Here is a 25,826-nt window from a genome sequence, read left to right as displayed (position 1 = left end):
AGAGCGAGTTGTAACGTTGGTCTTTCAACCATGCACTCGCTCCCTTCAAGGCTGAGGTCGGACTGTATCTAGCTGAGTCCAGTTGCCATTAAGATTGCCGTTGGGGTTGAAGTTTGCGTCGTCGCTCATGACGTATTCATTCTGTCCATTGAGCCACGCGTGATCGTACAGGTTGCTGAGTTCGTACTGTGAGCCGGTCGAGGGGTCACGGAAGGTTTGCACGCCGCGGATAATCTGATCCTGGCCAAAGGCTGCCTGGTTAGCGCCGGCCATCGAATTCGCCGTGACTTCGTTGATAACGTCAGCGACGTGCGCCCGGAACTGAGCGATCATCTGTGACTGAATGGCCAGTTGCTTCTGCTTCTCCTGATACAGAGAGGCAATGACGCCGTTGCTCCATTTCTGCCACTCCAGCTCGGGGCGGATGGTGCTCGCGATCATCTTGAACAGCTTGTCATTGGCATCGAGCTGGCCTTTGGGAGTGCGGAAAAACAAGACGTTGACTGCGTGCCAATCATAAGCCGCGCCGTGACCGTTACCCGGCATCGTGTGGACGACAATGGCCGCCGCCATCCATCCCTCCTCCGGTTGCCCTTTGTCGTCCTCGAAGGCGATGCGAGCGCGGGCAGCGTCAATGCGAGTGTCGCTCGGGCCGCCTCCTGGCGGGAGGCCGATCTGGTGGCGGGCCATTTCTTCGAGTTCGGGGAAGGCCTCCACCGACACGACGGTCGTGTTCTTGCAGGCCTTGGTGCATTTCGGGACCATGTCCTTACGCAGAAATTCCTCTGCCTTGATCGGCGCGCGGACCGGGCACGGCTTCATCCCGAACTTCGCGTCGGCCTGGTTTTGCGTCTGCATCTGCCGCTGCCCTGCCGGATCATCCATGTACTGCCACGTGAACTGGGGAGCCATCTGAAACTCGACGGAGTTGTCGGGGCTGGTGGCGTCTCCGAACACCGAAAACCAATCGCCGAAACACCCCCCCGGCGCCTCATTCACATTCACCGCTCCCTTGAATTGCCAATCCTTTGGGATCATCAGGTCGTAGGCAGGTTTTCCCTGACCGAGGCCCTGGTCAATGATCTTGACCTGCTTCATCAAGACATAGTGTGCGCTCGAACCGGACCCTGCGTTGGGCTGTTGGGCGGCGGTGGGTCTCACAGGCGCGGACGAAGCATTAGGGTGCTCGACCGGAGCTGCGGCGGGGGTTACGGGTGCAGAACTTACAGGTGCCGGAGGGGAACTTATTGCCGGAACCGCAGCAGCGCCTGATTGCCCCATCGCTGCAAGGACGGCCTGCTTACAGCCGTCGGAAACCTGATCTTTGTGCTGCTTAAGACAGGCAACGATTTTGCCTCCTCCTGAAGGTACTCCGGCACAAAACCTCTGGATGTCTGATGCACACGCGGCGCGAGCCTGCGCGATTTGCGGCGACTCGGACTGCCCGAAGAGAGGTTGAGACCAAACGAGCACTTCGACGAGCACAGCAATCACGGACAGGACAAACAGCATTCTGTTTCTCGACATCACGACCTCCGGTTACATAGTTGAGTAAGGTGATAGTGGATCCGCTCTGCATTTCGAAAGGCAGCATCAGCAGTCTCAGACGGCATAAGTCGACAGCTCATGCTACGGCTGCGGTTGAGGTAATGGCCGCATATCTCTCCGGTCGCAGATACCGTGAACAGATTCAGTACGTGCCAGGCCTGACAAAGTCGATGATCAATCGCAACAGCGCCGACACACTTTTTGCGTGAGCCGGCGCAGTTGTTGGTCCTCGTTATTGGTGAATGAACCTCAGCAGAGGATCGGTTACGCTGCCTGAGCCGCCGAGCGGGATGGCAACAGCGTTATTAGAGTCGATGACATAGATGGCGTAGGGGAAGGTCGTGGAGCTGGGCTGGTAGAGGAAGCGGCCGGTGGTGCCGGACGTTCCCGTGGCGGTTGCGAGCGCGGTCTGGGCGATGTCGACCTCAGACTTGCCCATTGTGTCGGTGTCGACGGTGCCGGCGAAATTGCCGTCACCCCTGGTGACGGTTTCACCGCTCGCGGTCTGCTGTGGAGCGAAGGAGTACCCGCGATTTCCGAAAGAGTATGCGCCCAGGAACGAGGAAAGTTGGAACGGAGTGAAAGTGACGGGAGGGGTTTGCTTTTCGAGAAGCACGAAATTGGCGTTATCCGAGTCATAAATGCCGAATCCCTGGTTGCCGCCGGTGAGGTATCCGCAGGGAGCGCAGAGCCCGTTGACCATGACGGCGAAGCGTCCGTTGGCGTCGACAGTATAGGTGCCTTTGCCGGAGACGGCAGTCTTAAGTGAGACGGCGTTGCGGTCGCCGGTGTAGGTGAAGTTGCCTGCGCCGTCCCAGTGATCGAAGTCGATGCCTACCCCTTCGCTCTCATTGGTCGTGCCGGGGTTGTCGACGAACCACTGCGATGCGACTGACCAGCCGTCGAGATAGGTTGTGGAGAATGTGGTCGAGGTGCGTCGCGCGCCGGTGCCCACCCAGGTGGGGTGAACCGGAGTGGTGCCGGTCACTGGAACGCTGGTCTCAAGCACAACTAGTCCAGCGGCGAGATTCTCGACTCCGTTGGTAGTGGCTGTGGCGCCACCGTAGGGATAGAACACGAACTGGGCAAAGGTGACCCCGTCGCTCGTGACGGACATCGTGCCGCGGCCCGTCGGAAATCCAGTTGATGGCGTTGGGATCGAATAGGTCCCGCCCAGAGTCTGTTTAGACCTGTAAGTTGGCGTCACGACTATACCGCTGACCGCGTTGGAGATGACTTCGTCCATTTCCCCGCCAGTGATTGCCCCGAGGCCATCGAAATTGACGTAGCCGGCGAAGGCAACACGAGGGTCCGGACCATTGGGGAGAAGGGTCGGGAAGTGATTACGGCCGGTCATGCCAAAGGTCCATGAGCCTTGCATCATCGAGTTAGCGGGATTGACCACCTGGGCCATGAATTCGCCCGAGGATGTCACATTGGAGCTGTCGTCTTCGATAACAAAGGCGTGACCGGCGGCGCCGTAGGTCGTAGCAGGTGGTGGTTTTGGGTTTTTGATAACCGAAAAGGAGCCAAGGGCGAAGCAGAAGCTTTGTTTAAGGGTTTGCGAGCTGCTGACGGGAATGGCGATATCCATGCGACCGCGACCGTCGGAGCCGACCGTGTAGGTGCCGGTAAAGGTGCTTCGGGTGGCGGCCGTGAAACCTGGGCCATTGGAGTCCATAACGCCGTTAGAGATTGTGCCTGGGCCATCTGCATCGAAGCTGCCTACGGTGTAGAAAAGCTGACCCGTGGAAAGGTTGCGGCGGTTCAAGGTGAACGTGTAGACGCCATGCAATTCAGAGAGGGCCGAGGATTGATTGTCGCTAGTGCATTGCGACACGGTCGCATTGATGACCAGGGTGAAATCGGCCGAGGTGGTGTTTTTGGCCGAGTCGGTGACGGTGATCGTGAGGACAACGGTCTCGGCAGTCGAGGTGAGGCCGTAGAGGACTCCGGCTTTGGTGAGGCCCATGCTTCCGGGGAGTACGGACTTGGTGGTCCAGGTGTAGCCGGTGCCACTGCCTCCGCTGGCCGTGAAAGTGAAGTTGTAGTTCTGATTAATGTAGCCGACGGGCAGGGGGCCAGCGGTTGTAATGACCAACTTCGGACCGACAACGAGCGTAAATGCGAATTTGGCAGTGTTGCCCGCCGAGTCTTTGACCTCGATGGAGACTGCGGAGTTCCCAGTCTTTGTGGGCTGCCCAGAGATTTTGCCGGCGGTGGAAATCGCGAGGCCGTTGGGGAGCGAACCGGATGCCACAGACCAGCTCAAGCCGGTTCCGGAGCCGCCGGTAGCCATAAACGTAAGGGAATACGGCGAACCGACATAGGCTTTGGGGACGGTGATCGCTTTGATGGTCAAGGCTGGGTGAATGGCTATTGCCAGCGTAGCCGAAGCAGTGTGACCCGCTGAGTCCTTCACCCGAAAGGTAAGTGTTGCCCTGGAAACAACAGTAGGCGTGCCATGGAGCAGGCCAGTTGTTGCAGTTAACGTAATGCCCTTGGGAAGTGTGCCGGAGATAACCGACCATGAATAGCCTGTGCCCGAGCCGCCCGTCGCGGCGAGAGAATGCGAGTATGCAGAATTCACATAGCCCGCAGGCAGCGTTTTGGTCGAGATGGTTAAGGTTGCTGCAGTTGCACGGGCCATGGGAAAGATCGTGAGCGCTACGAAAACAAGCGCGACAGGTGCGAAAAGCCGGCAGTTGCGGAGAAACAGAAGGGGCATTCCTGGACTTCTGAAGCGATATAGACACCAAGAGACGTTCGGCATTGGAGTGCGCGGAGTGGAAGATCCCTTCATGATCGACATGATTAAAAGTGGCAGCCAGCCGCTTACTCCTCTTGGCATGAGATCGTTGCAAACCCTCTTCAATGTGGAATGGATCATTCTGCTTCCCTCGTTTTCTTTCGGGCCTAGACAGTCCTGGATACTTCGTGGGTCAATTTGCTCAAGGGCAAGTCACCTGTCGGCTGGTTACTGTTAGGGGCACTTTGCGGCAGGGAAAGATGACCTTGTAGCCATTGGACCCGTGAAGACTGGCTGCTATCATGAAGGCGTTTTCCCTTCTGGTCATGCGCCTTTTGAGGTCTCATCGGGTCAAATCATGCCAGCACCTTTCAGACGTCCCGTAAATTCAGATTCCTCACGTCTCGCAACCCGACTGGAGGGTTGGAAATCGATCGCAAGTTATCTGGACAAGGCAGAACGAACCGTCAAACGCTGGGAAGTCGACAGGGGCTTGCCCATTCACCGCGTCCCTGGCGGGGGCCGCGCGGTAGTCTATTGCATTGCGGCGGAGTTAGATGCGTGGTTGGAGTCCAACAGGACTTACGCAGAAGAATCGCGGCCTGACCCCGACCAATCAAGTACCTCCTCTGAAGTCCCACAACAGCCTGCACTCCAGATTCCAGTTGAAAACGCACCCCCTCAAGTTGCCAGGGTTTGGCCATCGAGAATCAACCAGGCACTCGTGCTTCTCCTGAGGCGACGGTTGCTCCTGATTGCGATGGGAGCGCTGCTGGTGTGTGTAACAGCCGCTGCCCTCCACTACAGTGGGGGAATATCAAACCTGCGTATGGTTGGCTTGTCGAACTCCGGCAAAGCGAATTCTCGACCGGTCTCAAGCACAACTGTTACCGAGGCTGACAAACTCCTGGCCCAGGACCTTTATCGCAAGGGCCGCTTCGAATGGAACAAGAGAACCGCTGAAAGTCTGAATCGAGCGCTCGACGATTTCACCCAGTCCCTCGTTCATGACCCGGAAAACGCGAGAGCTTATGCAGGACTGTCCGATACCTACATTCTGCTTCATGAATATTCGCTGATGTCTGACAGAGAGGCGGAGAGCCGCGCCCTCGCCGCAGCCACAAAAGCGGTTGCGCTGAACGACTCTCTCGCCGAGGCCCATCGTTCTCTCGCGTTCGCCGAGGTTTGGGGCAACTGGGATTTCCGCGCGGGCGAAAGAGAGTTCCGCCGTGCAATCGAACTTGATCCGCATGACCCTTTGACGCATTTATGGTTCGCCACCGCTTTTAACACCCCTGAATGGTATCGAGTTACTGCCAGCGAATTTGACCGTGCTCAGGAGTTGGATCCAACCTCTCCAGTGATCCTATCCAACAAGAGTATATGGCTCTTCGAAATGGGAAACCGGCAAGCCGGAATTGATTTGGCGCAGCAGGTGGAGCGAGATGATCCTGACTTCGTGGCACCGCATCGTTACCTGGCCAGGATGCATTGGGATCTTCGCGACTATCCGGGCTTCCTCGCCGAGACTGCGAAGACAGCCGACCTTACGCATGATCAGGTACTGAAGGACACCGTCGCTAAAGCTCATGCCAGATTCGGCAAAGATGGCGAACGCGGGATGCTCGATTCCCTCTATTTGTCTCGTAAGAAGCTCTACGAAGACGGAAAGCTGGCCGGCACGAGCCTTGCCGAAGTTTGCATACGACTGGGATTAAAGGACGAAGCCGTGCGACTCATTCAACACGATTACGATCAGCGTCGAGCAGAATTCCTTTGGATTTTTAGCGAACCGGAGTTCGCGACTCTGAAGAGTGATCAGCGCTATATGGAATTGACAAAGAAGGTCAACTATCCTGCTCCACCAACGATGATCCGTTAGAGGAACCGCGCCCGATCCAAATTCTTTGTCGAATTACGCCGATTTGTGCTACTCAATGAGTTTGTGCTGACATGAGCCATCCACCAAAGCTAATGTTGAATCGATGACATGAGAAGCCATAAAGACTAGCCATCCATTCACAGATAGCCACCCCGGCAGATGTAACTCCCTGCTCACGGGAGTACAACACCGATCGACAGATCGTAAGCAAAGATGTCAGTGGATAGATGACTGGCCGATTTTCGTCACAGATTCGGAGATTTGTTCTGATTGCCCGATAAGCATTTTGCAGCCCCTGCAGTTTCGAGGATCGTGCTTGAATCCGCTTTCTCGTAAGCACTCCTGATCCCTCAGTAGGAGCAAGAACGCCGCTTTGCAGAACAGACATTTCAGCTCCCCATCAATGAAATCCATGACACCTCTATCTCTTCATCGTGCCCTGAAGGCGGAACTTGATTATAGAGTCTGAACCGATGGGAAGATCCCGTCAATCACTTTCCCGCACGCGAGGGACCAAGACAGCTGTCACCAGTCACTCGCCTAGCGCTACGTCCGTATAGGTCCGTGTTTGCCCACGACAATGGAGCACGCAAACCGTAACCTGTGCTCCTGCGCAACGGGATTGCTTTCCTGCCTTCGGACAGTCTTGATGATGAGTGTGGATTCGGGAAGTAATTCTGCTTTAATATCACTTCCAGTTCGCAGTCATTCCACAGCACCCAGAATCTCTAGCCCATGAAGCCGAGGTAGGGGCTTGAACCAAAGTTGCCGAGGTTCGGCAGAACCTGACGAATCTGACCGTCGGATAATCCGAACCATCGTGCCAGAGTCCCCGCATACTCATCCACCGAGATGGTTGGAATCAACCGGCCGGCGCCAACGTCGTTAGCCTGGTTAGCGCCTACGACGGGGTACGGGCCGTAGATGTCTTGCCCTTGCACCGCACCACCTACCACAAAGTGATGGCTTCCCCAACCGTGATCTGTGCCGTTGCTATTTGATGTGAGGGTTCTGCCAAAGTCTGAAGCAGTAAACGTGGTTACCTGGTTGCCAAGGCCCGCAGATGTCATCAACCCATCGAAGTATTCGAGCGCCTGGCCGAGTTGAGTAAGAAGCGTCGCGTGCAGTTGGGCCTGATTGTTATGAGTATCAAAACTGCCCAATTGCACATAAAAGATTTGCCGTTTCACGCCCAACCCTGAACGTCCGCCGATGATCCGGGCGACGGTTTGAAGAGACGTGGCAAGAGGATTGTCAGTGAGCTTGTTAGTAACTGGATCGAGATACTGAGGCGGGTTTGCGATACCTGTAGGGCCGGCAGGCAACATTGCCGTGGAAAGCTGCTCCTGCGCGAGTTGCGAGCGGTTCACAACGACTTCGTATTCCTTTGCGAACAGGTTTGCCTCATCGGCGGTGAGGATCGACGAAAGAGCGTTGGTCCCTGCTGGCTGACCGAACAGAGGCTGAGCCATACCAGCGATGGGAATCGGACCAGCGGACGTGACGTTAAGCTGATACGACGATTGACCGGATAGGAACAGCGCGATCCCCGCAGTTGAGATACAGGTGAACATCGAGTTCGAGTTCATACCCATGCTCTCGATAAGATCGGCGACCGATCCGCCCCAACCGATGTGTTCAGCGCTTCCTCCGTTGGACGCAATCGCCTGCCAAGCTGCCGTTTGATCGAAGTGCGAATAGAGAGATGCTGGCAGAGGAACGGAATTGTTCATCACCTGTGTCTTTGTCGCCGGGGCAATCAGCGTCCCGACGTTCGACACAACTGCGGCGCGACCGGCATTGAACAGATTTTGCAGTCCCCCCAGAGACGGATTCAACGCGAAAGTTCGGCCGCTTTGCGAGGTTCTCGGCAGGATCGGAAGCAACTGGCTAAGCGGGTAGGCGAGCCCCGGCGCACCCGAACGCGCCTGCGTGAAAGCGGAATAGGATTCCGGATCTGTCGCGATCACGGTGCCGTGCCCATCGTTGCCTCCCTGCAGGAACACGCAAACAAGCGCCCGGTAATCGGAGGCTCCAGAGCTCTGCGCCATTGCTGCCACAGAGTTCAATTCCATAAGGAAAGGGCTGGCGTAAAGGCCTGCCATGGAGGCCATCGAAGCCGTCCGAAGAAACTGCCGGCGGGATCGTTCGAATTTATTCACTGTGATCTCCTAAAACTGCGCGCAAAAAGCGGGCGAAGCCACGGTCAGATAGATCGCCGTTTGAACGCGCGTAATCAGTGCAGCGTTGATCGCGTTTTGATCGCCTGAGGGAATCGGAATTGCGCTCACTGCTCCCAAAACTGCACTTCGTAGATTGCTGTCCATCTGTCCCGCCATCAACAGCAGGTTCACTCGATCCACAAGCTGATCGGGAGTATTCGCGAGGTTTAACTCTGCGCCGTAAGACGAGTACAGATCTGAGCCATTTTGCGTACCGCTGCCGATTGCATACTGCATGTAGTTCAGATAACCGACAACGGTCGTAACGTTCGTCATCTGCATCTCAGGCGCCACCAACCCGGCCTGCTCGATGCTTGTTGCGGGCGGCGTGAATCCAGGAGTGAACCAGTTGAAGACGGTTGGGGAACGCATCGTCATTTGCCCCAGACCCCAGATTGGATCTTCAGTTGTACCGATGAAGTAACCGCCGTTTCTCGACTGCACACTGAACGCGCGAGCCCAATGGGTGTATCGAAGTAGCGCTTCGCGAACTTTGCCATATTGCGGATTGCTTGCGTCGGTCGCGGTATCGCGGGCTTCAGGATCGAGAAGGATTGCGGTGATGACTGCCTTCATGTCGCCACGAACGCCCTGACCGTTGTCTTTGAAGACGGCGGCCACTCGGCCAACGTAGGCAGGGCTGGGATTGGATGTCACCAGATGCTGAATTAACTGCCTCGAGAAGAAGGATGGGACATTTGGATGATTGAAGAGTGTATCGAGCGCGATCTTTAGATCGCCGTTCGGATCCGGTGATCCCGATGCCGGAATTGTCACACCGAGGAAGTCCTTCTCCTCAGTAGAGTGATGGCCGGGGTAAGCCTGCATCTGCAGGAGATCTTCGCCGTAGCCCGTTCCCACGTAGATGCAGCAATTGGACCAGGCAGTGTCGCTGGTATTACCCGGAACGTTCCAGCTAAACCCGGTGAACACCTTTGCCAAGCCCATCACATCATTGTTCGTGTAGGTTGGAATCGGCAAGCCGTTTGAATCAAGCTTCTGAGTGCCATCGTCATTCAACTGATAGAGGCCGATGGTGAAGAGTTGCATCACTTCACGCGCATAGTTCTCATCGGGATCGGTGTTGGCATTGCCCTTGTCATTCTGAAGCATCGAAAGGAACTGTCCCATCATCGGGTTCAGCGTTACATCCTGAAGTAATTGCCTGAAATTTCCAAATGCGTCGGCGCCCAGCAAGTCATAATAGTTGGCTTCTCCACGCGGCATGTTCTGCACGGCTGGCGTCGTTCCTGAAATCACGAATTGTTCTGAAAGAGCATATTGCACGCGCTGTCTCAACGCATCGTTCGCTGAGAGTGCCTGCTGCCAGAAGGCATTCTCGACGTAGATTTCGCTCTGATTGTTCTGCACAAACAAGGAAGCGTTGCATTTCAAATCGGATGCGCTGCAAGAAGGGTTGTTTAGCAGCAGTGCCTGTTCCACGACCGGCTCACGAAGAGTCTGCGGAATACTGAACTGCTCGTTGAGCCATGTCTGATATCCGATTTGCGAGAGATGATGGATATCCCCATCAGTTGCGCCAAATGTAGCCTGGTCGAGGAAGCGCGCTGCATCTTCTGGTGAAACTAGCAGTGTCGGAGCCCCGCCTGCCACGTCTTCAATCAAATCGTTTGAGGTCGCGGGACCCGGACTCGGATTGAGCACTTGGAGATCGAGCGTGCCCGGTCCCGTGACGGTGAGGTTTGCTGTGAGTTGACTGCCGCTGTTGAACGTTGTGGGCACGGCAGCACCGTTCATCAACACCTGCGCACCGGAGATGAAACTCTGCCCCTGCACAACCACAGAGGTGGATCCAACATTCAATGACGTTGGAGTTGCGGATCCGAGGATTGGAATTGGATTCAAAACAGCGATGTTGCGATTGATGGAAACACTCGGATTGTCGACACTGGCGACCGTGAGCTGTACGACGTTCGGAGAGGGGACAACGGCCGGAGCAGTGTATGTAATCGAGCCATCGGAGTTGGAAACAGCGGTGCCGACCTGTGCGTTACCGCCGGCCACTCCATTAATAAAGAGGGTCACTGCGGGGTTGTCAGTACCGGCAACAGTGAGTCCAATGTTAAGCGCATTGCTAACGCGAACATCGGTACCATAGTAGGGCTGTAGCGTAAGCACGACCTGTCCCGGGCCGACTTTGACCGAAAGCGACTTGGTAGTGACTGATCCGGGATTCGGGTTGCTGACCGCGATTGGAAATGTCCCGGGGTTCGGAGCCGGGATGGATGCCACTAACTGTGTAGACGAAATGAAAGTCGTCGGGACCGCGGATCCGTTCCAAAGGATCTGTGCTCCGTAGACAAACTGCGAACCGTTCACAGTAACCAGGGTGGTGCCTTCGGAAAAGGCGCCGGGAGTGACCGAGGTCAAGACGGGAATCGGATTGAGAACCCCAATTGCAACCGACCCCGGAGGATCATTCGGAAACTTCGCCGTAGTGCTGGTGATGGAGACGGTGTTCGGCACGGGCACAATCGCAGGCGCAGTGTAAAGTCCGGTGCTGGTGATGGTGCCGAATTCCGCGTTGCCGCCCTGCACACCGTTTACAAAAAAGATCACCGGCACGCCAGTCGTCCTGGCGTTGTCCTTGAGTTGAATTTGCTGGTTCACCCGAAGAGTGCTTGCAGACGCGGAGATTCCAGCATAGAACGAAGGGTCCGTAACCGCGAAGTACCCACAGCCCGAGAGAAGCGGGAGAAAAGCAGTTAGCGCCGCGAGACACAGCGAGAGATTCAAGTCACAGTGACGTGAAGGCTTTACTTGCATTTGCGCTCCTGGTCTACGGGGAAAGCGGTGCATGCAGGTCCTCTGGAAGAATCAGCCGGAAAACGGCCATAGGAGAAACTTGGCCGCGACGCTCGATTAAGCGAATGGCTCGCGTGCGCAATCTCTTCAGCGACAGAGGATGCCTGTTAGAAAACGGATGTATATCCGCAAGGGTCTGCGGAAGAGCTGTACCAGCTTCGCTCCAAGCCTTTGCGGTACTTAGAGAGAATCAGATTTCTATGAAACACGCTAGATTCCCCGGGGCCCAATAGGGCAAAGCGGTCGCCGACGAAAGTAACGTCGTCCGCTCTCAAGGCGAACCCGAGCACGCAGGGAATATCGAGCAGGAGCGGTGTTTTCACCGATAGTCTGCAGAAGTTCGAAAAGATAAAGGAAACGACGATCGCCTCAAACTGCACCGACGCGAATGTGAAAGATGTATCTGAATGGGGCGTAACGACTGGATTCATTTGCGCATTCTCAGCCTCTGCCAACTGACGCCAAGAATTGGCGGTGCGGCTGACCTGTGATCTGCTTCGGAGCCAGTAGCGGTAACCCGCGCGAATAAAAATAGTTCGCTACCCGGAGGGTAGGGCTCAACTTACGGTTGGGAAATTTCCGCCAAAAGGGGTGGGATAGGCTCTTCCCCATATGTTCATGCAGACTTATTGAACACTTCGCGGTCTAAAGTCAGCCTCATCCCAACCTTCCCCTGTTGAACTTGGCACATGCTGAATACACCAAGCTCCAGTAGCGCCATTCGTTAACAGATAATGCTCGGTGAGAGCATTTGCGGCACATTTCTTCAAGTGTCCGAATTCGAAGAACTCTTGAAGGCATCCCACTATCCACTCTGAATCGAGCGAGCACCACGAGGCCACTCGTCCCTGAAAACGCGCGTGCGTTCACTGAATTCCAATGGTACTTTCCACTTGGCCGAAAAGTCGCCATCTCGGCAACTTAACGGCGAACCCGGACTTGGCAATTTCACTATTCCGTGTAGGCAGTCAACACTCGCCAACCCCAATACTCATCTTGCCGAATGAGTGCGTCGGGATACATACGCTTGCATTCAAACTTTTTCTGAGTTTCTGCCGTTTAGTGCGTGGCGGCAGCCTCATAAGTACTAGGTTCAGTCGTCCTGCGAAGCGCGTCATACAGAGGTTGTACGGGGATCACATTCGGATCTTCCTTCGCTACGGAGATAGCCATGATGCGAATGCCGTCGACTGCCGGTAGCGTCAGTGTCTTCGCATTGTTGGGCAAGTCCATCGCATAGGCGAACAGATAGCTGTACGCATAGGGCTGGTTCAGTCCTTCCGGGGTGTGGTGATGCGAGGCATACCAGGCAAGAGTTGCTGGCTTGATGTATCCCGGACGCAAGCCGAGATAGTCCTTCGGATATTCCGGCGACCAGTCTGGCGTTCCCCGACTTTTCAGATCCCATGTGGCGTGATTCGCCGATGTCGCCCAGTCCTTCCTGAGCGGAACTTCATGTGCCGGGATTTGACTAAAGCGCCCTCCTCCTTCGGTCACCGAATCTGGTCTGGGTTTCCACATGCGCGTATCCCATTGACCGATAAAACCTCCCCAATCCTCGATGGTCAGATCTACGGGATGGTAGCCAACATGAAATACAGCTTTCTGGTCGCCTCGCGCAGAAGCGGCGAGCACGTACACCTTGTTGAAATTTCCAGAAGGTAGATCAATCACCTGGCCTTTCGCCATAACGGCATCGAGCTTGCCTACTCCGGCGGGCGCCAGCCGGAACTCCACACCATTGAAGTTCAGTTGTGCAGGAAGCATCTCGGCTGGAAGAGCATTGCCCTGCTGATCGAATCCACCCGTCGATTTTGTGTCGTCTTCGCTTGCGGCTGCAAGATCGTACTTCAGGGCGATCGGCTGTGACTCGACATCGGCCGTACGAACCGAAGATGGGCTGAGCTTCAGGGCAAATGTGCGGGGCTGATAAGGTTTGAAAGAGGTTTCAAGCGCTCCGTCAACGATTGTGGCCGGACCGACAGGCAATTCCTGTCCGTTCACTTCGCGCGCAGCCTGGATGGGCCCGGCGAACTTCACCCGAACCTGTGGAGCGGGCTCTCCATGCAGCTCAACCAGCCTGACTATCACTTCGTCGCTTAGCTCAGCTTTCTTGAGAGCCAGAACACGGATGTTCGAGTTATCGACGCCCAGCAACGAGAAATCGCGGCCCAGCTTTCCCGCGTGTTTCTCAGTTTCAAACGCTAACAGCGGCGTGCTCAGCCGATAAGCCTGCCAGTCCGTCTTGCCCAGTCGCCAATCGCCTGCATGGCCGGCAATCCCGAAAAGTATTTCGTGATGTCCCCAGTCCTGGTTGAATTGATCTGTGTAAGCGCCCTTCATTTGCGAAGCCGGTCCCGGAGAGCGCAGAAGGGTCAGGCGAATTGTACTGTCGTCTCGCTTATCCGAGCCGTTCTTGTCACCGGTAAGGATCGTAGCGCCATAGGAGCCGGAAGCATCTATCTCGTCAACCCAGTGATGCGAGGCTACCTCGAACTGCCGTTCTGTCGCAGCAGGCCGATCGATGGTGCCGACTTCCCAGTTATAGGTCGCTACTTTATTAGTCGCCGAGAGAGGGAAGACCACCTTGAGGTTTGCGGATAGCGTCCTCCAGTCGATCGAATCACTGAACTCGACCCGACAACCGGAGTCGCCATTCGACAGCCGAATCGTTTCCACAAACTTTGAACCCTCGCCCTCGCGGGAAACTTCCACTGCCACCCGGACCGGACCGTTTTCGACGACGCGAATCTTCGCCGGTCCGCCGATATAGGCACGCGGAGCCGCCTGTTCCTGATCAAAATCCATGTTCCACGCAGGCCATTGCCTGGGTGCGTCATTTGAGATTGCCAGCCGCATAGGTCCGGCGAGCAGCTCCTTGTTGAGCGCCTTGTCAAAGATGTTCGTCACATCGCCATTGGCATTGATCGATACGCGATATCGCGCATTCTCAAGCGCAGAAGTGCTGACCTTCAACTCTGCTGAGATCGCCTGCGTTTGTGCGCGGCGAATGTCGTAAACCGCATAGCCGACAGATGGCGTCTTCGCCAGGAACAGTACCTTCCCGTTGCTGATCTGCGCGGGAACCTCATGCCCATCGGGACTAAAGACGCGAACCGCACTTGGGGCTTTGCCAGGAAAATGTATCGTAGCTTCTACAACATCTTCACGAGCCACGTTGAGCTGGTTGTATACAACCAACGGTATGCCGCTCACCTGCGTATCGAGCGCGGATGCAACTGACTGCGTAGCACTTGTCAGCACATCCGCGAACTGATTGAGCGCGATCACATCGTCATTCTGCGAGAACTCATAGGAGCGGGGCGTCGCCGTGCCAGCGCCAAGATCGTGAAACTGGCCGCCCATCACCAGCGTCCAGGCATCATTCAGGCGCTCTAGCGGGTACGCCCGACCACCCATCCATGCAGCAGCGATCGATGCTTTTTCCGCAGCATCAGCGAGGATTTCATTACGGCGATTCCACCGTTTATGGTAAGCCTGCGAAGTCAGCGATCCAGCCGAGTGATTGATCAGTTCCAGATCGCCTTTGTAGGACGGCATCCTCAGCTGCATATCCGGCTTGATATCCAGGAACATCTGATCTGCGGCTGCCGAGATCACACTGACGGGACCATCTCCCATAGAAACGGGCGTGCCCGGTACGGCGGAGTGAGCATCGGTTGGGTCAGGCCTCATGTTGGGGTCGGGCAGCACTGCTTCTCCGTGCGTAACTGTGGCTTCCAGCAGCTTCACCGACTCTTCATCCACAGCTCCGCCAATATCACCAGTTCCAATGTAGTGATAATCGGCGTAAACCCCGGTGGCGCTTCCATCGATATTGATACGGTTTGGCCAGTCGGTCTCGGATCCCCGCCTTCTGCGCGGGTTCGATCCTGAAGCGGGAGCTTGCGGGGGAGGCGGACTCTTACTCAAGTCCGTGTAAATCTGGCTCCCGTAGCCGCCAGGATTCAACGCAGCGAGGACGGTTTCTCCGTCGGGCCCTTCCCACACTCCCACGTTGAAGGGAATACCTTCGGGCGTTTTCTCGGGAGAATCGGGACCGCCAATCAGCGGAGCAGGCTGCCACGATGCACTGAGCTTCTGTGTCGAAAACCCCTTTATGCCTGCGTGTGCAAGGATAGTCGGCAGCGATGCCGGGAATCCGAAACAGTCCGGCAGCATGTATTCTGCACTGGCTTTTCCAAACTCCTTGCGGAAGTATGTATTGCCATACAGAACCTGGCGGATGATCGATTCCGCGCTGGGCAAATTCACATCGCCCTCCTCCACCGAGGACCCCGCGGGATACCAGTTGCCCTTCGCTACGTATTGCTTCAGCCTTTCGTAGTCCGATGGATAATACTCTTTCATCAGTCGATATCGGTTGGATCCCGACCAGTTGAAGACATAGTGCGGGTATTTATCGATATAGTCGAAGTTCACGCGCATCGTCTTCAGCAGATATTCACTTATCACCTGCGGATACTCCCAACGCCACTGCGTATCAAGGTGGGCGTAGGGAACTACATAAAGTGTTGGTTGCTTTGTGATATCTGGGGCCTTCATTGTCTGCGCCGGGGCAATCAACGCTGCTAGCGCTATTACAGGCGCGATCAAAAAGCTCTTCGTGAAGCGGGGCATAAGTTCTCCATTCGCTGTGACATCGAAGTGATTGTGATTCTCGGTAGGGAGTGAAAAAACTAGGGAATTAAGTGGTATCGTTTCCACCGCATCAGGGTAGGGCTCCGCTCAGCCCATGTCAAGCGAAAGACTCTATGCGCGACCGGACGAGACTAATGAAAGTTGTTCTCGATGCAGGCAAGAGTCCGTCTCACTTTCTAGGTGCGGCGAATTCAATTTGAGATTGGATTGGTCCCGAGAAAACGCCCCGGTGTTCACTGATTTCCAGTGGGTGACTTTCCACTTGGACGAATAGTCGCATTTCCGGACAAGTGGCTCTTGTCCAACTGCTATTCAAAATTAGGAATATCGTTCCTCTCAAAAAAAGGAACGCGCGCGGTACGACAACCCGCTGTTCAGGCGGTACGCGCCAATCGTTCAGACTCAGGGGACCCACCGCCCTCTAAATTCTTGCGCCCCTCCACTCTAGTTCGACTCACTTTCATTCCTTTCTAATCCTTTGCCGATAATTGAAGAGCCATGTCTAAGCAACAATTCCAATCTGGAGCTGACCAATTACTTCAATTGATCGTCCATTTTTTACTCCAACCGGAAATCTTCCCCCGCGATCTCATCTCCAACTCCTCTGATCCGCTCAACGAGCTGCGCTTCCTCGCCCTCACTGATGAGAACTATAGGGCCTCATGGGGAATGGCTTCGACTCGCCGCGCATCGACCTCGAACTCGACGAAGACAACAAAACCCGTACCGTCTCCGACACTGGTGTAGATCCATGGGAAGTGGCGTTTCTAACTTGTGCTTATCATCAGGATTTAACTATCATCATGCACTTCGCGCCGGACGCCAACCGCGCAGGAAAGGCGCCTGATCGCCACAACCTGTTGCACCGGCATGGTCTCCCGAAGGAGATCGACTTCCGCAGCTTCCGGACCATGCATGCGAGCCTGGTGCGGCGTGTAGGCGGCCGTTTCGAGATCGCCCGGGACAACATGGGCCACGCTGGCAGCACTGGAAAGGTGACGCTGGATGTCTATTCGAAGACCTGGTGGGATGAACGCGTGGAAGAGGTCACGAGAATTGTCGAGGCGGTGTTTACGGAGCCGGACGAGGAGAGAAAGGAAATCAGTGCGCCGCTCAAGGCAGTTGGCCAAGGCGGCGGTGCCGTTGAATGGGAACCATTTTGAGAACCCCAGGCAATTTAGCCAGACCGTATGTTGTTGTTTTTAATGGTCGGGGAGAGAGGATTTGAACCTCCGACCCCCTGGTCCCGAATACGGGAGACGATGGCATCCGTCATTTATATTCAACAGCTTACATTCCTATCGCGTCATCTGATTTCTACCCAAACATGCCCATTTTGGGCTTATGGGTGACCTGCAATGGGTGACCTAGGGTGCGGCGGCATCTGCAGGTAGCCTTCTTTCCCAATGCACCCAATGGTCGTGCGTCACAGGTCTAGTAAGGACTCGGCGTAGCGATCAATTGTTTCCTTCGGAAGACTTGGTACAGGCGTCATCGGACTAAATACATTAATGACGTATTCATCGTTCTCACGCGCAATCGCTTCTCGTGCTTGTTCGTCGGTCACACGCAGTCCCATCCGCTCGACCGCCAGAACTACTCTCTTGACTGCGGAACCCATTGTCTCTGACATGGCTTATTTCCTCATAATTTCCTTTTGTTCGCCCAGATAAACGCGCTCCTATTCACTTAACCCGGCGGAGTTTCAACGCCAGTCGCCTTCCCACTCCTTTCGGCTCGATGGCTTGGCGGCTCCGTTGCACAGCTTGCGAATCTCCTCCGGAGTCGCTTGACGCTTCCGCTCAACAATCCAGACGACATCAATGTCCGCTGGTCTTATGGCACACATAGCACGGTCCGTGACGGGATTCGCCAGCGCACCCGTCTTGAACTGGACGTTGTAGTGGAGAATTCCGGCTGGCGTGTAGTTGAGTTCGTGGGCCATTGACCCGGATTATAGACCTCTTGCAACATCGAAAGGGGACGAGCGCGTCTCACTGAAGATGCAACTGAACTTGGGAGCCATTCCTCTGCGGGGGCTTCATTTTTTCCCTGCAATTCTGACGGTGGGTTTTGTAGTTGCGGTTGCGGGTGGGGCTCGTGGTGGAGATTCTTCAGCACGATTCGTCCAGCGTGTTGGTGCTCACTAGTTTCTCGTCATTCATTCGCATATCATGCTGACATGTTCTCAACACCGTCAGGCCGCAAGACCTTTGTGGTGAATTGCAAAGGTTGCCGCCGCGATGTGCCATCAGGTCGGGATGAATTTCCGTTCCAGTCCATCACCGTCGAGTGCCCCCTTTGCGGCCAGCAGCGCCGGTACCTTCCGAGCGAGGTCTTCCACGGTCGGCCTGACCAACTCGTCACTCGCCAGAAGCTGGCCGTAGGCCGGTAGCTGGTTCGGCGATAGAGTGCTGGCTCATCATGGACAGCAAAAATAAATACTGGTTCTTGTCGCGAAAAGGACTTGGGACGGCACTATATATATGTCCATCCGTCAGGCAGTCCCGTGGTCATTGTGCTTGACGCAGGTCACTGCTTCCGCCTGTGGGCCTTTTTGCCCCTCGACAATGTCGAACTCGACTTCGTCACCTTCTTGGAGCGTTTTGTAACCTTCCGATTGAATCGCTGAGTAGTGAACGAATACATCCGGCCCGTCTTCCCGTCCAATAAACCCAAAACCTTTGCCGTTGTTAAACCACTTAATTTGTCCTTTGTATTGAGCCACACGCTCCTGCCTTCCTTGCATCTCAGGTGTCGGCGAACTGGCAACCAGATGCACGAACCGTTATCTCTTTCGATGCGATTCATCGAAGAAAGCGATAGCAGAGGTCAGAAAAGATGGAAGGGATGTTGCATTCGGATTTCGTGATTTGCCCCGGCCCCTTGCTGCTGTGTCGTTTCCTCTACAAGCCTTCGCTTTGAGAGGCACATTCCATTGCGATGATGTGGAGTGCGTTACTCGAGGAAGGGTAGTGGGCATAAATGAACAAGCGAAAGGGTCGATGCAGGATAGACTCAACTCATCTCTCCGCACACCACTGTTTGAAAGAGGCGAATCTTGCAACTCCGGGAAACTGGTTTTCCTCGTAAGCTGAACCGGGATGGCACGCGCAATTCGATATGCCCGAAGTGCTATGGAACGGTTGCTTCAGCAAGATACGAAGCTGAACTGGCTCTCCTTGAAGCTGCTCATATTTGCAATCTCCACATCGACATAGGCAACTACAAATGGGTTGGCAGGATTCGGGCGGTAGAATTCCGGTTCATACCCCAGACAAGTTCGCAACCGTGATTTTCGGCTTCATTCGCGATGGAAATTCGAATGTAGTCGTCTTCCATCGCCAAAACTTGGAAATATGTTCGGTACGCAATAAATGGGACTTATATTTGTGGGCCTAGATGCAAGAACGCCCCTCATCTGGAGGGGTATTCTATTCAGTGGATTAGGGCAGCGCGTAGAGAGACTATGGGACGCAAATTTTCGGCGTGTCAATCGAAAATAGACCATGCTCCACAATATCCACAGGCTTTCCACAACGCAAACTCCGCCTTTCCAAATCCAATAATAATTCCTGAGTTCCTTCTCACCTAGCTCGACAGTTTCAGTCCTGACTGGGAATGTGTGCTGCTGCTCACTAGGTTTTCGTCATTATTCGCCTATGATGGCTGGTATTTTCCAACTGCCCGGAAATCGGAAGACCTTCGTCGTGACCTGCAAACAATGCCGCCGCGATGTACCAAGAATTCAATCGGCTTCGGTGGCGTCCAGAATCGTCAGTCTGGTTGCTATCGCAAAATGCCGTTCTTAGTCCTCGTCAAGGGCAGTTGGCCTAAATCGTTTGCCAAGGTGTTTTGCCAGTGTTTTAGGTGTAGTATTCGTTTCTACCAGACCTCCCAGCATGACCGAAGAACTCCAAAAAAGAGTGAGAGTCATTCACGATTTGGAAAGGGCAATCCGCCTTTGGGAATTGCTACGGGATAACGCACAGCGGGTCGTAGATGAAACGGAAGCATTTCCCAAGAAGCCGGAAGGTTCCGCTGAGACCAACCCGACAGTTGCTAAAGCGTGCGCCTATATCGAGACCTGCAATGCGTCGATTCTTGCAACCAAGGAGCGAATTGACAAACTGGCAAGAGGGGATTAGAAACGCAAACCCGCTTCCTGCGCTTCGCACAGAATCACGCACAAACTCTACGATGAGTGCCACGTGCAAACCTCTACGCACGCTGGCGCGTGCAAACGCTGATTAAGTGACTCCATGGAAAAACGCTCTCTCCAGCGTCGTCCGGCGCTCCACAGGCATTCCCTCAATTAGCGCCAATGCTTTCTCCCGCGTCATTTCCCAGTCCTGCTGGTTCCCAACCCCCAAATGGAACAAGAATTCAATCTCCGTGGGCGGTTTATGAATTAGCACGGCGACTGCCCGATTGCGGGCAAACATCACCATGGACGGGTAGAGGTTAGTAGCCGCGATATGCATGAGGGGCTTTGGGCTGCCCCAAATATCCATGAAAATGTCCGACAAAACCTGTTCTGCAAGAGTTGGGTCGCGCAACACGCGGAGCGCCATGGAATAAACAGCCATCGAATAGCGGTCATTGAGCAATGCAATCGCCCTGTCATCGCGTCGTCGGATGCGATTGAGAAGGGAACAATCCTCTTCGTAAAGCCGCTTGGTATCCATTTGTAAACTTCACGCAAACGATGAGGGCTAGTCCTATGTTGCTCATTCCGATGTAGTGATGCCAGAGATTATAGGCATCAAGTTGGCAATTCAGATGCGGCGTTTGTCGTAAACGTTAGCTTCCACTCTGACATCCCCAAATTCGAGGTTTTTTGCAGCATCTCGGTGTGATTCGCTTCACGTACTGTCGATATTGAAAATGCGAAGATTTTCCATCATTCAGGTAGATAGCCGCGTCTAGCTAAAAAATGTAACAGCGCGGCAAAGACACGGTTGTCATGCAGAATTCATTCATTGCATATTGCACTCTAATTTCAGGCACTCGAAAAGCACGCGTTCCGGTATAGATTGACCCACCACTTGTGTCAGAGCCGAGTAAGGCGTCTTCTGTCGTTGAACGTAACGGGCGCTCGGCCTATGCCGGGACAGCAATTGCTGCCATGTTCACGGCTGACGATTCCGTGAAACTCACGATTGTCTGTTTCAATTGGGAATCAGCTTCGTCGGCTATGGTCATCACGTCAATCAGGAGAAGACTGAAATCCACAACATTCAGATTGGACTGTAGGGAGTGGAATATGCTGACCTGCAACATTCGCGACTCTTCGATAATCATCGGAATTGTATAGCCCTGCGAGTGGCGAATCTTTCCATGTTCAACAGCCCCGTCTGACACTTGTTTGGTACCAAGCCTTCGAGGCACTCGCAACCGATGAACAAGCTCTCGAATCAGCAAAGGAAGGTGCCCCATTCGTTCGTCACGACTGAGAACTAGATGGTTCAGTTCGTCATCGCTTTCAACTCGCGAGAGCCAATCGGCAATTGTGGTCTCGGCCTCACGCTCTAGTATGGAAGCTACTCTCTCAGTATTTGTGGTACGCCGCGTCCCGCGATTCTTTAATTTCTCGCGAATCAATGCGAGCAATTCCGGAATGGGCATGGGCTTCACCATGATTTCGTCCGCTTGCAAAAGGATGGCGTCCATTGCCTCCTTCAATGCTGGATACCCGGTAAACAATAGAGTGACGGCATCAGGGTGACGATGACGCATGGCACTGACGATGGTGAAGCCGTCCCCGGCTCCGGGCAAGTGCAAATCGGAAAGAAGAACATCGAACGCTTCTGTGTCGATGAGTTGAATAGCTTCAGCCACATTTGCGGCTGTCTTTACATCAAACTGGCTGAATTCCAGCACGGCTCTTAACGAGTCACGTACCGCATCGTTATCGTCTACCAGCAGAATTTTTGGATTCGCGGTCGCATCAGTAACTGTGTCCAAGTGACTCTTCTCACGGGGCGGATGAAAGGTGTCCGCGTCTTGATAGAGCGTACGTTGAGTTGACCGGGGAAGCAGAGCGGTATTGCTCACACGGTTGAATACACATGCGCCAACGGGGCCTCCCCGAGGAAACCCCGTCGCTGGCGGGTTGGGTCAGCAGTTCGCGCATCACGATTATGCGCCCTAACGAATGTGAGCAATTTTGAACAGCCAACCATTTCCTCCACGTGAAATAGTCTCCGAGATGAAAAAGGAAATTCACCTGTTGGCGGTTGAGTTGGATGGTAAAGACGGGCTGGTCGTGACGTTTTCGGATGGGACGACTGGCGGATACGTGATTGAGGAGCTACTGGCGCTTAGGCCAATTCGAGAGCGAGTGAAAATCAATAGGCTTCCAAGATTGAAGGCGCAACCATTGCCATCCTAGAGGCGAGGCAAACTCCCGCACAAGTTCTCGTCATCGAGGAAGACATAGCGGTGGCTCATACCGTTGCCATGGTCCTGAAAACTGATGGCTTTGAGGCGACGGTTGCATACAGCGGTGAAACGGGCGTCGAGCTTGCGCGTAATCGCGAGTTTGAATACCTCGTGACCGGCGTTGTAATGCCACAGATGAACGGCATTGAGGCTGCAATTGAAATCCGTAAGCTTCTCCCCAAATGTAAAGTCCTCCTAGTCTCCGGTGACAACGACGGTGGCGCTCTGCATCAAGAGGCTGTGTCGCGGGGTTATCAATTTGAAATACTCGCCACGCCCTTCGCTCAGTCGGGACTGCTCAGTGCGCTCCCGCTGTTGCATAACGCAAGCTTAACTTCCCCAGAAGCCATTTTTAGTTTGTTATCTGAGCCTTCAGTCCGTCGTGCTTCCCGGAATTTCCAGTCCATTTGCGAGCCGCAATTTCCGGATGACTTTGCTCAACATGATGACCGAATTGAGATAAGAACCATGCAACATTCTCGATTGAGTTCGTGATGCGCGGTGCGCCCTGCGGCATCCGTTCGCCACACAGAGAACATTTCGCCGAGATGGGGATGCTGTTCTCGTCGTATCTCGTTTGCAGGATTGGTAGCAGTGGCACAGGGAGATTGTAGGCGCTTACCGAATCTTGAGCCGGTGCGCGGTCAATTTGTGCCTGATTTTGTGCAAACCGATGTCCAGAGATTGAACTCGGCTTCCCTCCTCCTCGTCTTCAACCATCGCGTGCCTTCTCACCGGAGTGGTGTAGGACGAGTAGAAAGATTTCCATCGGGCAACAGATTACGAAGTTTACTCAAAACACTTGATATACCTGCTTGCACAGATTTCGTATTTCCTCCGGCATTGCATAGCGATTCTGCTCAACGACCCAAAGCCACCGTATATCCGCTGGTTGTCGCCCAGAAATCTCAGTCTCGGTGGCGCCGTTCTCCAGTGCTCCGCTCTTGAACTGCATGTCGTAGCGAGTCGTTCCGGGCGGATGGTAATACATGTCGTCTCGGTTATGAGGCATGTTTGGTGACCTCGTATCGACTCGAACTGATTTCGCAAAGCTTGCTTACTTCCTCGGGAGTCGCACGACGCCGACGCTCGACAATCCAAATCCAATCAATGTCCACTGGGCGTAGACCGCAAACCGCACGTTGAGTGACCCGGTTCTCAAGGCTCCCGCTCTTGAAATGAACGTTGTAGTGAACAACGCTGTATTACTCGTTGTAAAGGTTCTTCGTCACGATTCCTCATCGCACTTCGCAGAAGCTTCGCGATGAGCAAATCTCGGAGAATCTGCCCTTTGAGGTTGCACCAAGTAGAAGCGGAAGACGCACGTCTAATCTCGCCGGCTTTCCACTACGCAGCCGCAATATTGGTTGCTTTGGGTCTACTTGCGAAACACACTCTGCACATCACTGGTCTGCCTTGAGTCGGCTTGAAGGGTACAGTTGTGTTGCTCCTGCATTCTGAGCAGATGACGTGCGTTTCGATTCGACGCTGCCCTTCGACGCCCTGCCTCTTAGCCTTGCATTGCTTGCAGTGTTTCGGTTCGTTGGTGAATCCCTTCTCATGAAAGAACTCTTGTTCACCCGCAGAAAACACAAACATCACGCCACAACTTACACACAGGACATCGCGGTCGTTAAAGCTCATAAACACCCCAAGTCTGAAACCACAGGAGTCTGACCCTGCCTATCGCAACTTTACAAACCAGTTTGTCTTGGTAGCCAATAGTTCCATGCAGTCGTGGCCCCGCTCCGCCCCCGCGAGGTCCTCTTCTTGGATGGCGGTTTCAACGGTGATATAGCACTTCGTGCAGATTGAGTCCCACGTGCCGTCCCGGTTGTGCCTGTGACGGAAGATAGTTGGTGAGTAGGTTTCCATTTGCGAACCGCCCTTTGGCCGTTCTTTCATAACTTGGATAAAGTTTGGTTAAACCCTACTCCCTTTCGCCGCTCAGTGCCGCAAATCCGGCACAATTCACATTTGCAGGACAAAAGCCTCACTCGCCTTGTGGCAGACAAGCCCATTTGAGGGGATTAACATGGCATGTCACTCATCCGACACTATTTATTGAGCACAATGAGATGGACTTGTCGGAGTAATGCTTGGCGTACCGCTGCCTCGCAGTTCGAAACATCCTCAGAGGCAAATCCTGACATCAGATAAACAATGAGTTTGCGTCCACCCGCCGAAGTCAAGGAAGCCCTTCTCAGCACACTGAAGAAGGTGGAGCAGAGCGTCGGTTCCGAGGCGGACAATCCCGATGTAGCCGAACTCATGCACATCGTTGTTCAACTCATCGCGAACCTCGATGGACAGGCAGAGCCGACCCCACCGTTAATGACCCCGAGAAAGCAAGCCGAACTTGAATCAGCAGAAGGGAAAATTCCCATGTGCTCTAAATGACCTGTGTGCTTCTGATAGTGGAAGACCAGCCTATAGATTTGAGAACAGCCAAAGCGACTGCGCTCCTATCCGGCTTCACCCATATCGAATGTACAGCTTCTCCGAGCGATGCCCTCAAACTACTTACGAAGCAGGTATACGACGGAACCACTTTACCTGATGCGATTCTTCTCGACCTTGTTTTGGGTATGGACAGCGGGTATGAGGTACTTCGCTTCCGCTATTCAAATTCAGAACTGAGGAAAATTCCCGTCCTTGTATGGACGGGACTGACGCTTGAAACTCGTCACATTTGTGAACTTTTCAAAGCGAACTTGTTCCTTCAAAAGGGAGAAGGAGCAAAGGCGCTGCGCGAATCGCTTGATGAGCTAAGGTCGTTGTGCGCTCCGGAAATCGAGTGAGCAATGTTGAGTAGCCATCCATTTCTTACTGCTGGGACCTTCGACAATCACGCACACCTCGATTCGTGAAGGTACTTATTCCTTACCACCGTCCGACGTATTTCATCGCTGTTTGAGAACCAATGCAGAGACCCCTCATTTCCGACACCGTGAGACTTCGCTCTCACCGATTCAATCTTCCTTCAAAGCTTCGATGAGTGCCGTTGGATTCACCGGCTTGGGGAGAATGTCGAACTCGAATCCGCGAGACGTAGCCTCCGCAAGTAAGGAGGTAGTGTCGTTAGTCCCAGAGATTAAAAGGACTCGACAGGTAGGAAGCAACTTCCGAATTTCAATTGCCGCCTCGATACCATTCATTGGATGCATCACGACATCAGAGACCAGAAACTCGAACCCATGGTCGCGTGAAAGTTGCAGACCCTCTTCGCCGCTGTAGGCAGCTTTCGCCTCGAAGCCGCTAACGTTCAAAACCATAACAAATGTATCTGCGATGGTTTTGTCGTCGTCGATGACTAGGACTCGAGGCTTCGCCATGAATAAACCTTGCGATGCTTAACGGGCATTTTGAGATGTTTCACGACCTACAGGAGCAAACTTCTACTATTGAGCGGAGGGACTGCTTATCGCTACAGGCCTTGATTTCGACTCAGACCATCATCCCAAGGTTCAAAACGCTCCCGCGACTTTGGCTA

At 54.2% G+C, this 25,826-nt stretch carries 19 protein-coding genes; 6 read left to right on the top strand and 13 right to left on the bottom strand.

Features of this window, described 5'->3' with window-relative positions:
* Positions 1-45: 45 nt before the first annotated feature.
* Together P8935_RS24260 and P8935_RS24255 are read right to left on the bottom strand one after the other, a co-directional pair.
* Positions 46-1,527 carry a hypothetical protein gene (locus P8935_RS24260; protein WP_348262890.1) on the bottom strand — a complete coding sequence of 494 codons (1,482 nt, stop codon included), beginning with the start codon at positions 1,525-1,527 and terminating at the stop codon, positions 46-48.
* 253 nt (positions 1,528-1,780) lie between these two features.
* On the bottom strand, positions 1,781-4,276 hold the full coding sequence (locus tag P8935_RS24255) for an Ig domain-containing protein (protein ID WP_348262889.1): 2,496 nt from the start codon (positions 4,274-4,276) through the stop codon (positions 1,781-1,783).
* A 766-nt stretch (positions 4,277-5,042) separates the two neighbouring features.
* On the opposite strand from P8935_RS24255, the gene P8935_RS24250 reads away from it, so the two are divergent.
* Positions 5,043-6,179, top strand: coding sequence for a hypothetical protein (locus tag P8935_RS24250; protein ID WP_348262888.1), 1,137 nt, complete (start codon positions 5,043-5,045; stop codon positions 6,177-6,179).
* 728 nt (positions 6,180-6,907) lie between these two features.
* Here P8935_RS24250 and P8935_RS24245 read toward each other — a convergent pair.
* The 3 genes from P8935_RS24245 to P8935_RS24235 all read right to left on the bottom strand — a co-directional run bounded on the left by P8935_RS24245 (position 6,908) and on the right by P8935_RS24235 (position 15,868).
* Positions 6,908-8,341 (bottom strand): DUF1501 domain-containing protein, encoded by a 1,434-nt coding sequence (locus P8935_RS24245; protein ID WP_348262887.1) that lies wholly within the window; start codon positions 8,339-8,341, stop codon positions 6,908-6,910.
* Positions 8,342-8,350: 9 nt separating this feature from the next.
* Positions 8,351-11,188 carry a DUF1800 family protein gene (locus P8935_RS24240; RefSeq protein ID WP_348262886.1) on the bottom strand — a complete coding sequence of 946 codons (2,838 nt, stop codon included), beginning with the start codon at positions 11,186-11,188 and terminating at the stop codon, positions 8,351-8,353.
* Positions 11,189-12,286: 1,098 nt separating this feature from the next.
* Positions 12,287-15,868 (bottom strand): glycoside hydrolase family 38 C-terminal domain-containing protein, encoded by a 3,582-nt coding sequence (locus tag P8935_RS24235; protein ID WP_348262885.1) that lies wholly within the window; start codon positions 15,866-15,868, stop codon positions 12,287-12,289.
* Between the two features lie 683 nt (positions 15,869-16,551).
* Between P8935_RS24235 and P8935_RS24230 the strand changes: the two genes are divergently transcribed.
* Entirely contained in the window at positions 16,552-17,052 is a 501-nt protein-coding gene (locus P8935_RS24230) for a hypothetical protein (protein ID WP_348262884.1), read from the top strand.
* A gap of 263 nt (positions 17,053-17,315) precedes the next feature.
* On the opposite strand, the gene P8935_RS24225 is transcribed toward P8935_RS24230, so the two are convergent.
* The 3 genes from P8935_RS24225 to P8935_RS24215 form a co-directional block, all read right to left on the bottom strand.
* Positions 17,316-17,522 carry a hypothetical protein gene (locus P8935_RS24225; protein WP_348262883.1) on the bottom strand — a complete coding sequence of 69 codons (207 nt, stop codon included), beginning with the start codon at positions 17,520-17,522 and terminating at the stop codon, positions 17,316-17,318.
* A gap of 72 nt (positions 17,523-17,594) precedes the next feature.
* Positions 17,595-17,834: a hypothetical protein gene (locus P8935_RS24220; protein ID WP_348262882.1), complete on the bottom strand. Its 240-nt coding sequence runs from the start codon at positions 17,832-17,834 to the stop codon at positions 17,595-17,597.
* 552 nt (positions 17,835-18,386) lie between these two features.
* Positions 18,387-18,617 carry a cold shock domain-containing protein gene (locus P8935_RS24215; protein WP_348265375.1) on the bottom strand — a complete coding sequence of 77 codons (231 nt, stop codon included), beginning with the start codon at positions 18,615-18,617 and terminating at the stop codon, positions 18,387-18,389.
* Positions 18,618-19,791: 1,174 nt separating this feature from the next.
* Between P8935_RS24215 and P8935_RS24210 the strand changes: the two genes are divergently transcribed.
* Positions 19,792-20,037 carry a hypothetical protein gene (locus P8935_RS24210; protein WP_348262881.1) on the top strand — a complete coding sequence of 82 codons (246 nt, stop codon included), beginning with the start codon at positions 19,792-19,794 and terminating at the stop codon, positions 20,035-20,037.
* Positions 20,038-20,139: 102 nt separating this feature from the next.
* Here the strand turns inward: P8935_RS24210 and P8935_RS24205 are convergent, their stop codons facing one another.
* Both P8935_RS24205 and P8935_RS24200 read right to left on the bottom strand, forming a co-directional pair.
* Positions 20,140-20,577 carry an RNA polymerase subunit sigma-24 gene (locus tag P8935_RS24205; RefSeq protein WP_348262880.1) on the bottom strand — a complete coding sequence of 146 codons (438 nt, stop codon included), beginning with the start codon at positions 20,575-20,577 and terminating at the stop codon, positions 20,140-20,142.
* A 415-nt stretch (positions 20,578-20,992) separates the two neighbouring features.
* On the bottom strand, positions 20,993-21,856 hold the full coding sequence (locus P8935_RS24200; RefSeq protein ID WP_348262879.1) for a response regulator: 864 nt from the start codon (positions 21,854-21,856) through the stop codon (positions 20,993-20,995).
* 399 nt (positions 21,857-22,255) lie between these two features.
* On the opposite strand from P8935_RS24200, the gene P8935_RS24195 reads away from it, so the two are divergent.
* Complete coding sequence (locus P8935_RS24195; RefSeq protein WP_348265374.1) at positions 22,256-22,828, top strand: response regulator; 573 nt, start codon at positions 22,256-22,258, stop codon at positions 22,826-22,828.
* Positions 22,829-23,126: 298 nt separating this feature from the next.
* Here P8935_RS24195 and P8935_RS24190 read toward each other — a convergent pair whose 3' ends face one another.
* Together P8935_RS24190 and P8935_RS24185 are read right to left on the bottom strand one after the other, a co-directional pair.
* Positions 23,127-23,345 (bottom strand): hypothetical protein, encoded by a 219-nt coding sequence (locus P8935_RS24190; protein ID WP_348262878.1) that lies wholly within the window; start codon positions 23,343-23,345, stop codon positions 23,127-23,129.
* A 335-nt stretch (positions 23,346-23,680) separates the two neighbouring features.
* Complete coding sequence (locus P8935_RS24185; protein WP_348262877.1) at positions 23,681-23,977, bottom strand: zinc-ribbon domain containing protein; 297 nt, start codon at positions 23,975-23,977, stop codon at positions 23,681-23,683.
* A gap of 519 nt (positions 23,978-24,496) precedes the next feature.
* Here P8935_RS24185 and P8935_RS24180 point away from each other — a divergent pair.
* Both P8935_RS24180 and P8935_RS24175 read left to right on the top strand, forming a co-directional pair.
* Positions 24,497-24,733, top strand: a complete 237-nt coding sequence (locus P8935_RS24180; protein WP_348262876.1) for a hypothetical protein — start codon at positions 24,497-24,499, stop codon at positions 24,731-24,733.
* Between the two features lie 38 nt (positions 24,734-24,771).
* A complete protein-coding gene (locus P8935_RS24175) occupies positions 24,772-25,134 on the top strand; it encodes a hypothetical protein (protein WP_348262875.1) in 363 nt (120 codons plus the stop codon).
* A 171-nt stretch (positions 25,135-25,305) separates the two neighbouring features.
* Here P8935_RS24175 and P8935_RS24170 read toward each other — a convergent pair whose 3' ends face one another.
* Entirely contained in the window at positions 25,306-25,668 is a 363-nt protein-coding gene (locus tag P8935_RS24170) for a response regulator (protein WP_348262874.1), read from the bottom strand.
* Positions 25,669-25,826 lie beyond the last annotated feature (158 nt).

The organism is Telmatobacter sp. DSM 110680 (assembly GCF_039994875.1).
GTDB lineage: Bacteria > Acidobacteriota > Terriglobia > Terriglobales > Acidobacteriaceae > Telmatobacter.
This window is presented reverse-complemented; position numbering and strand designations above follow the sequence as displayed.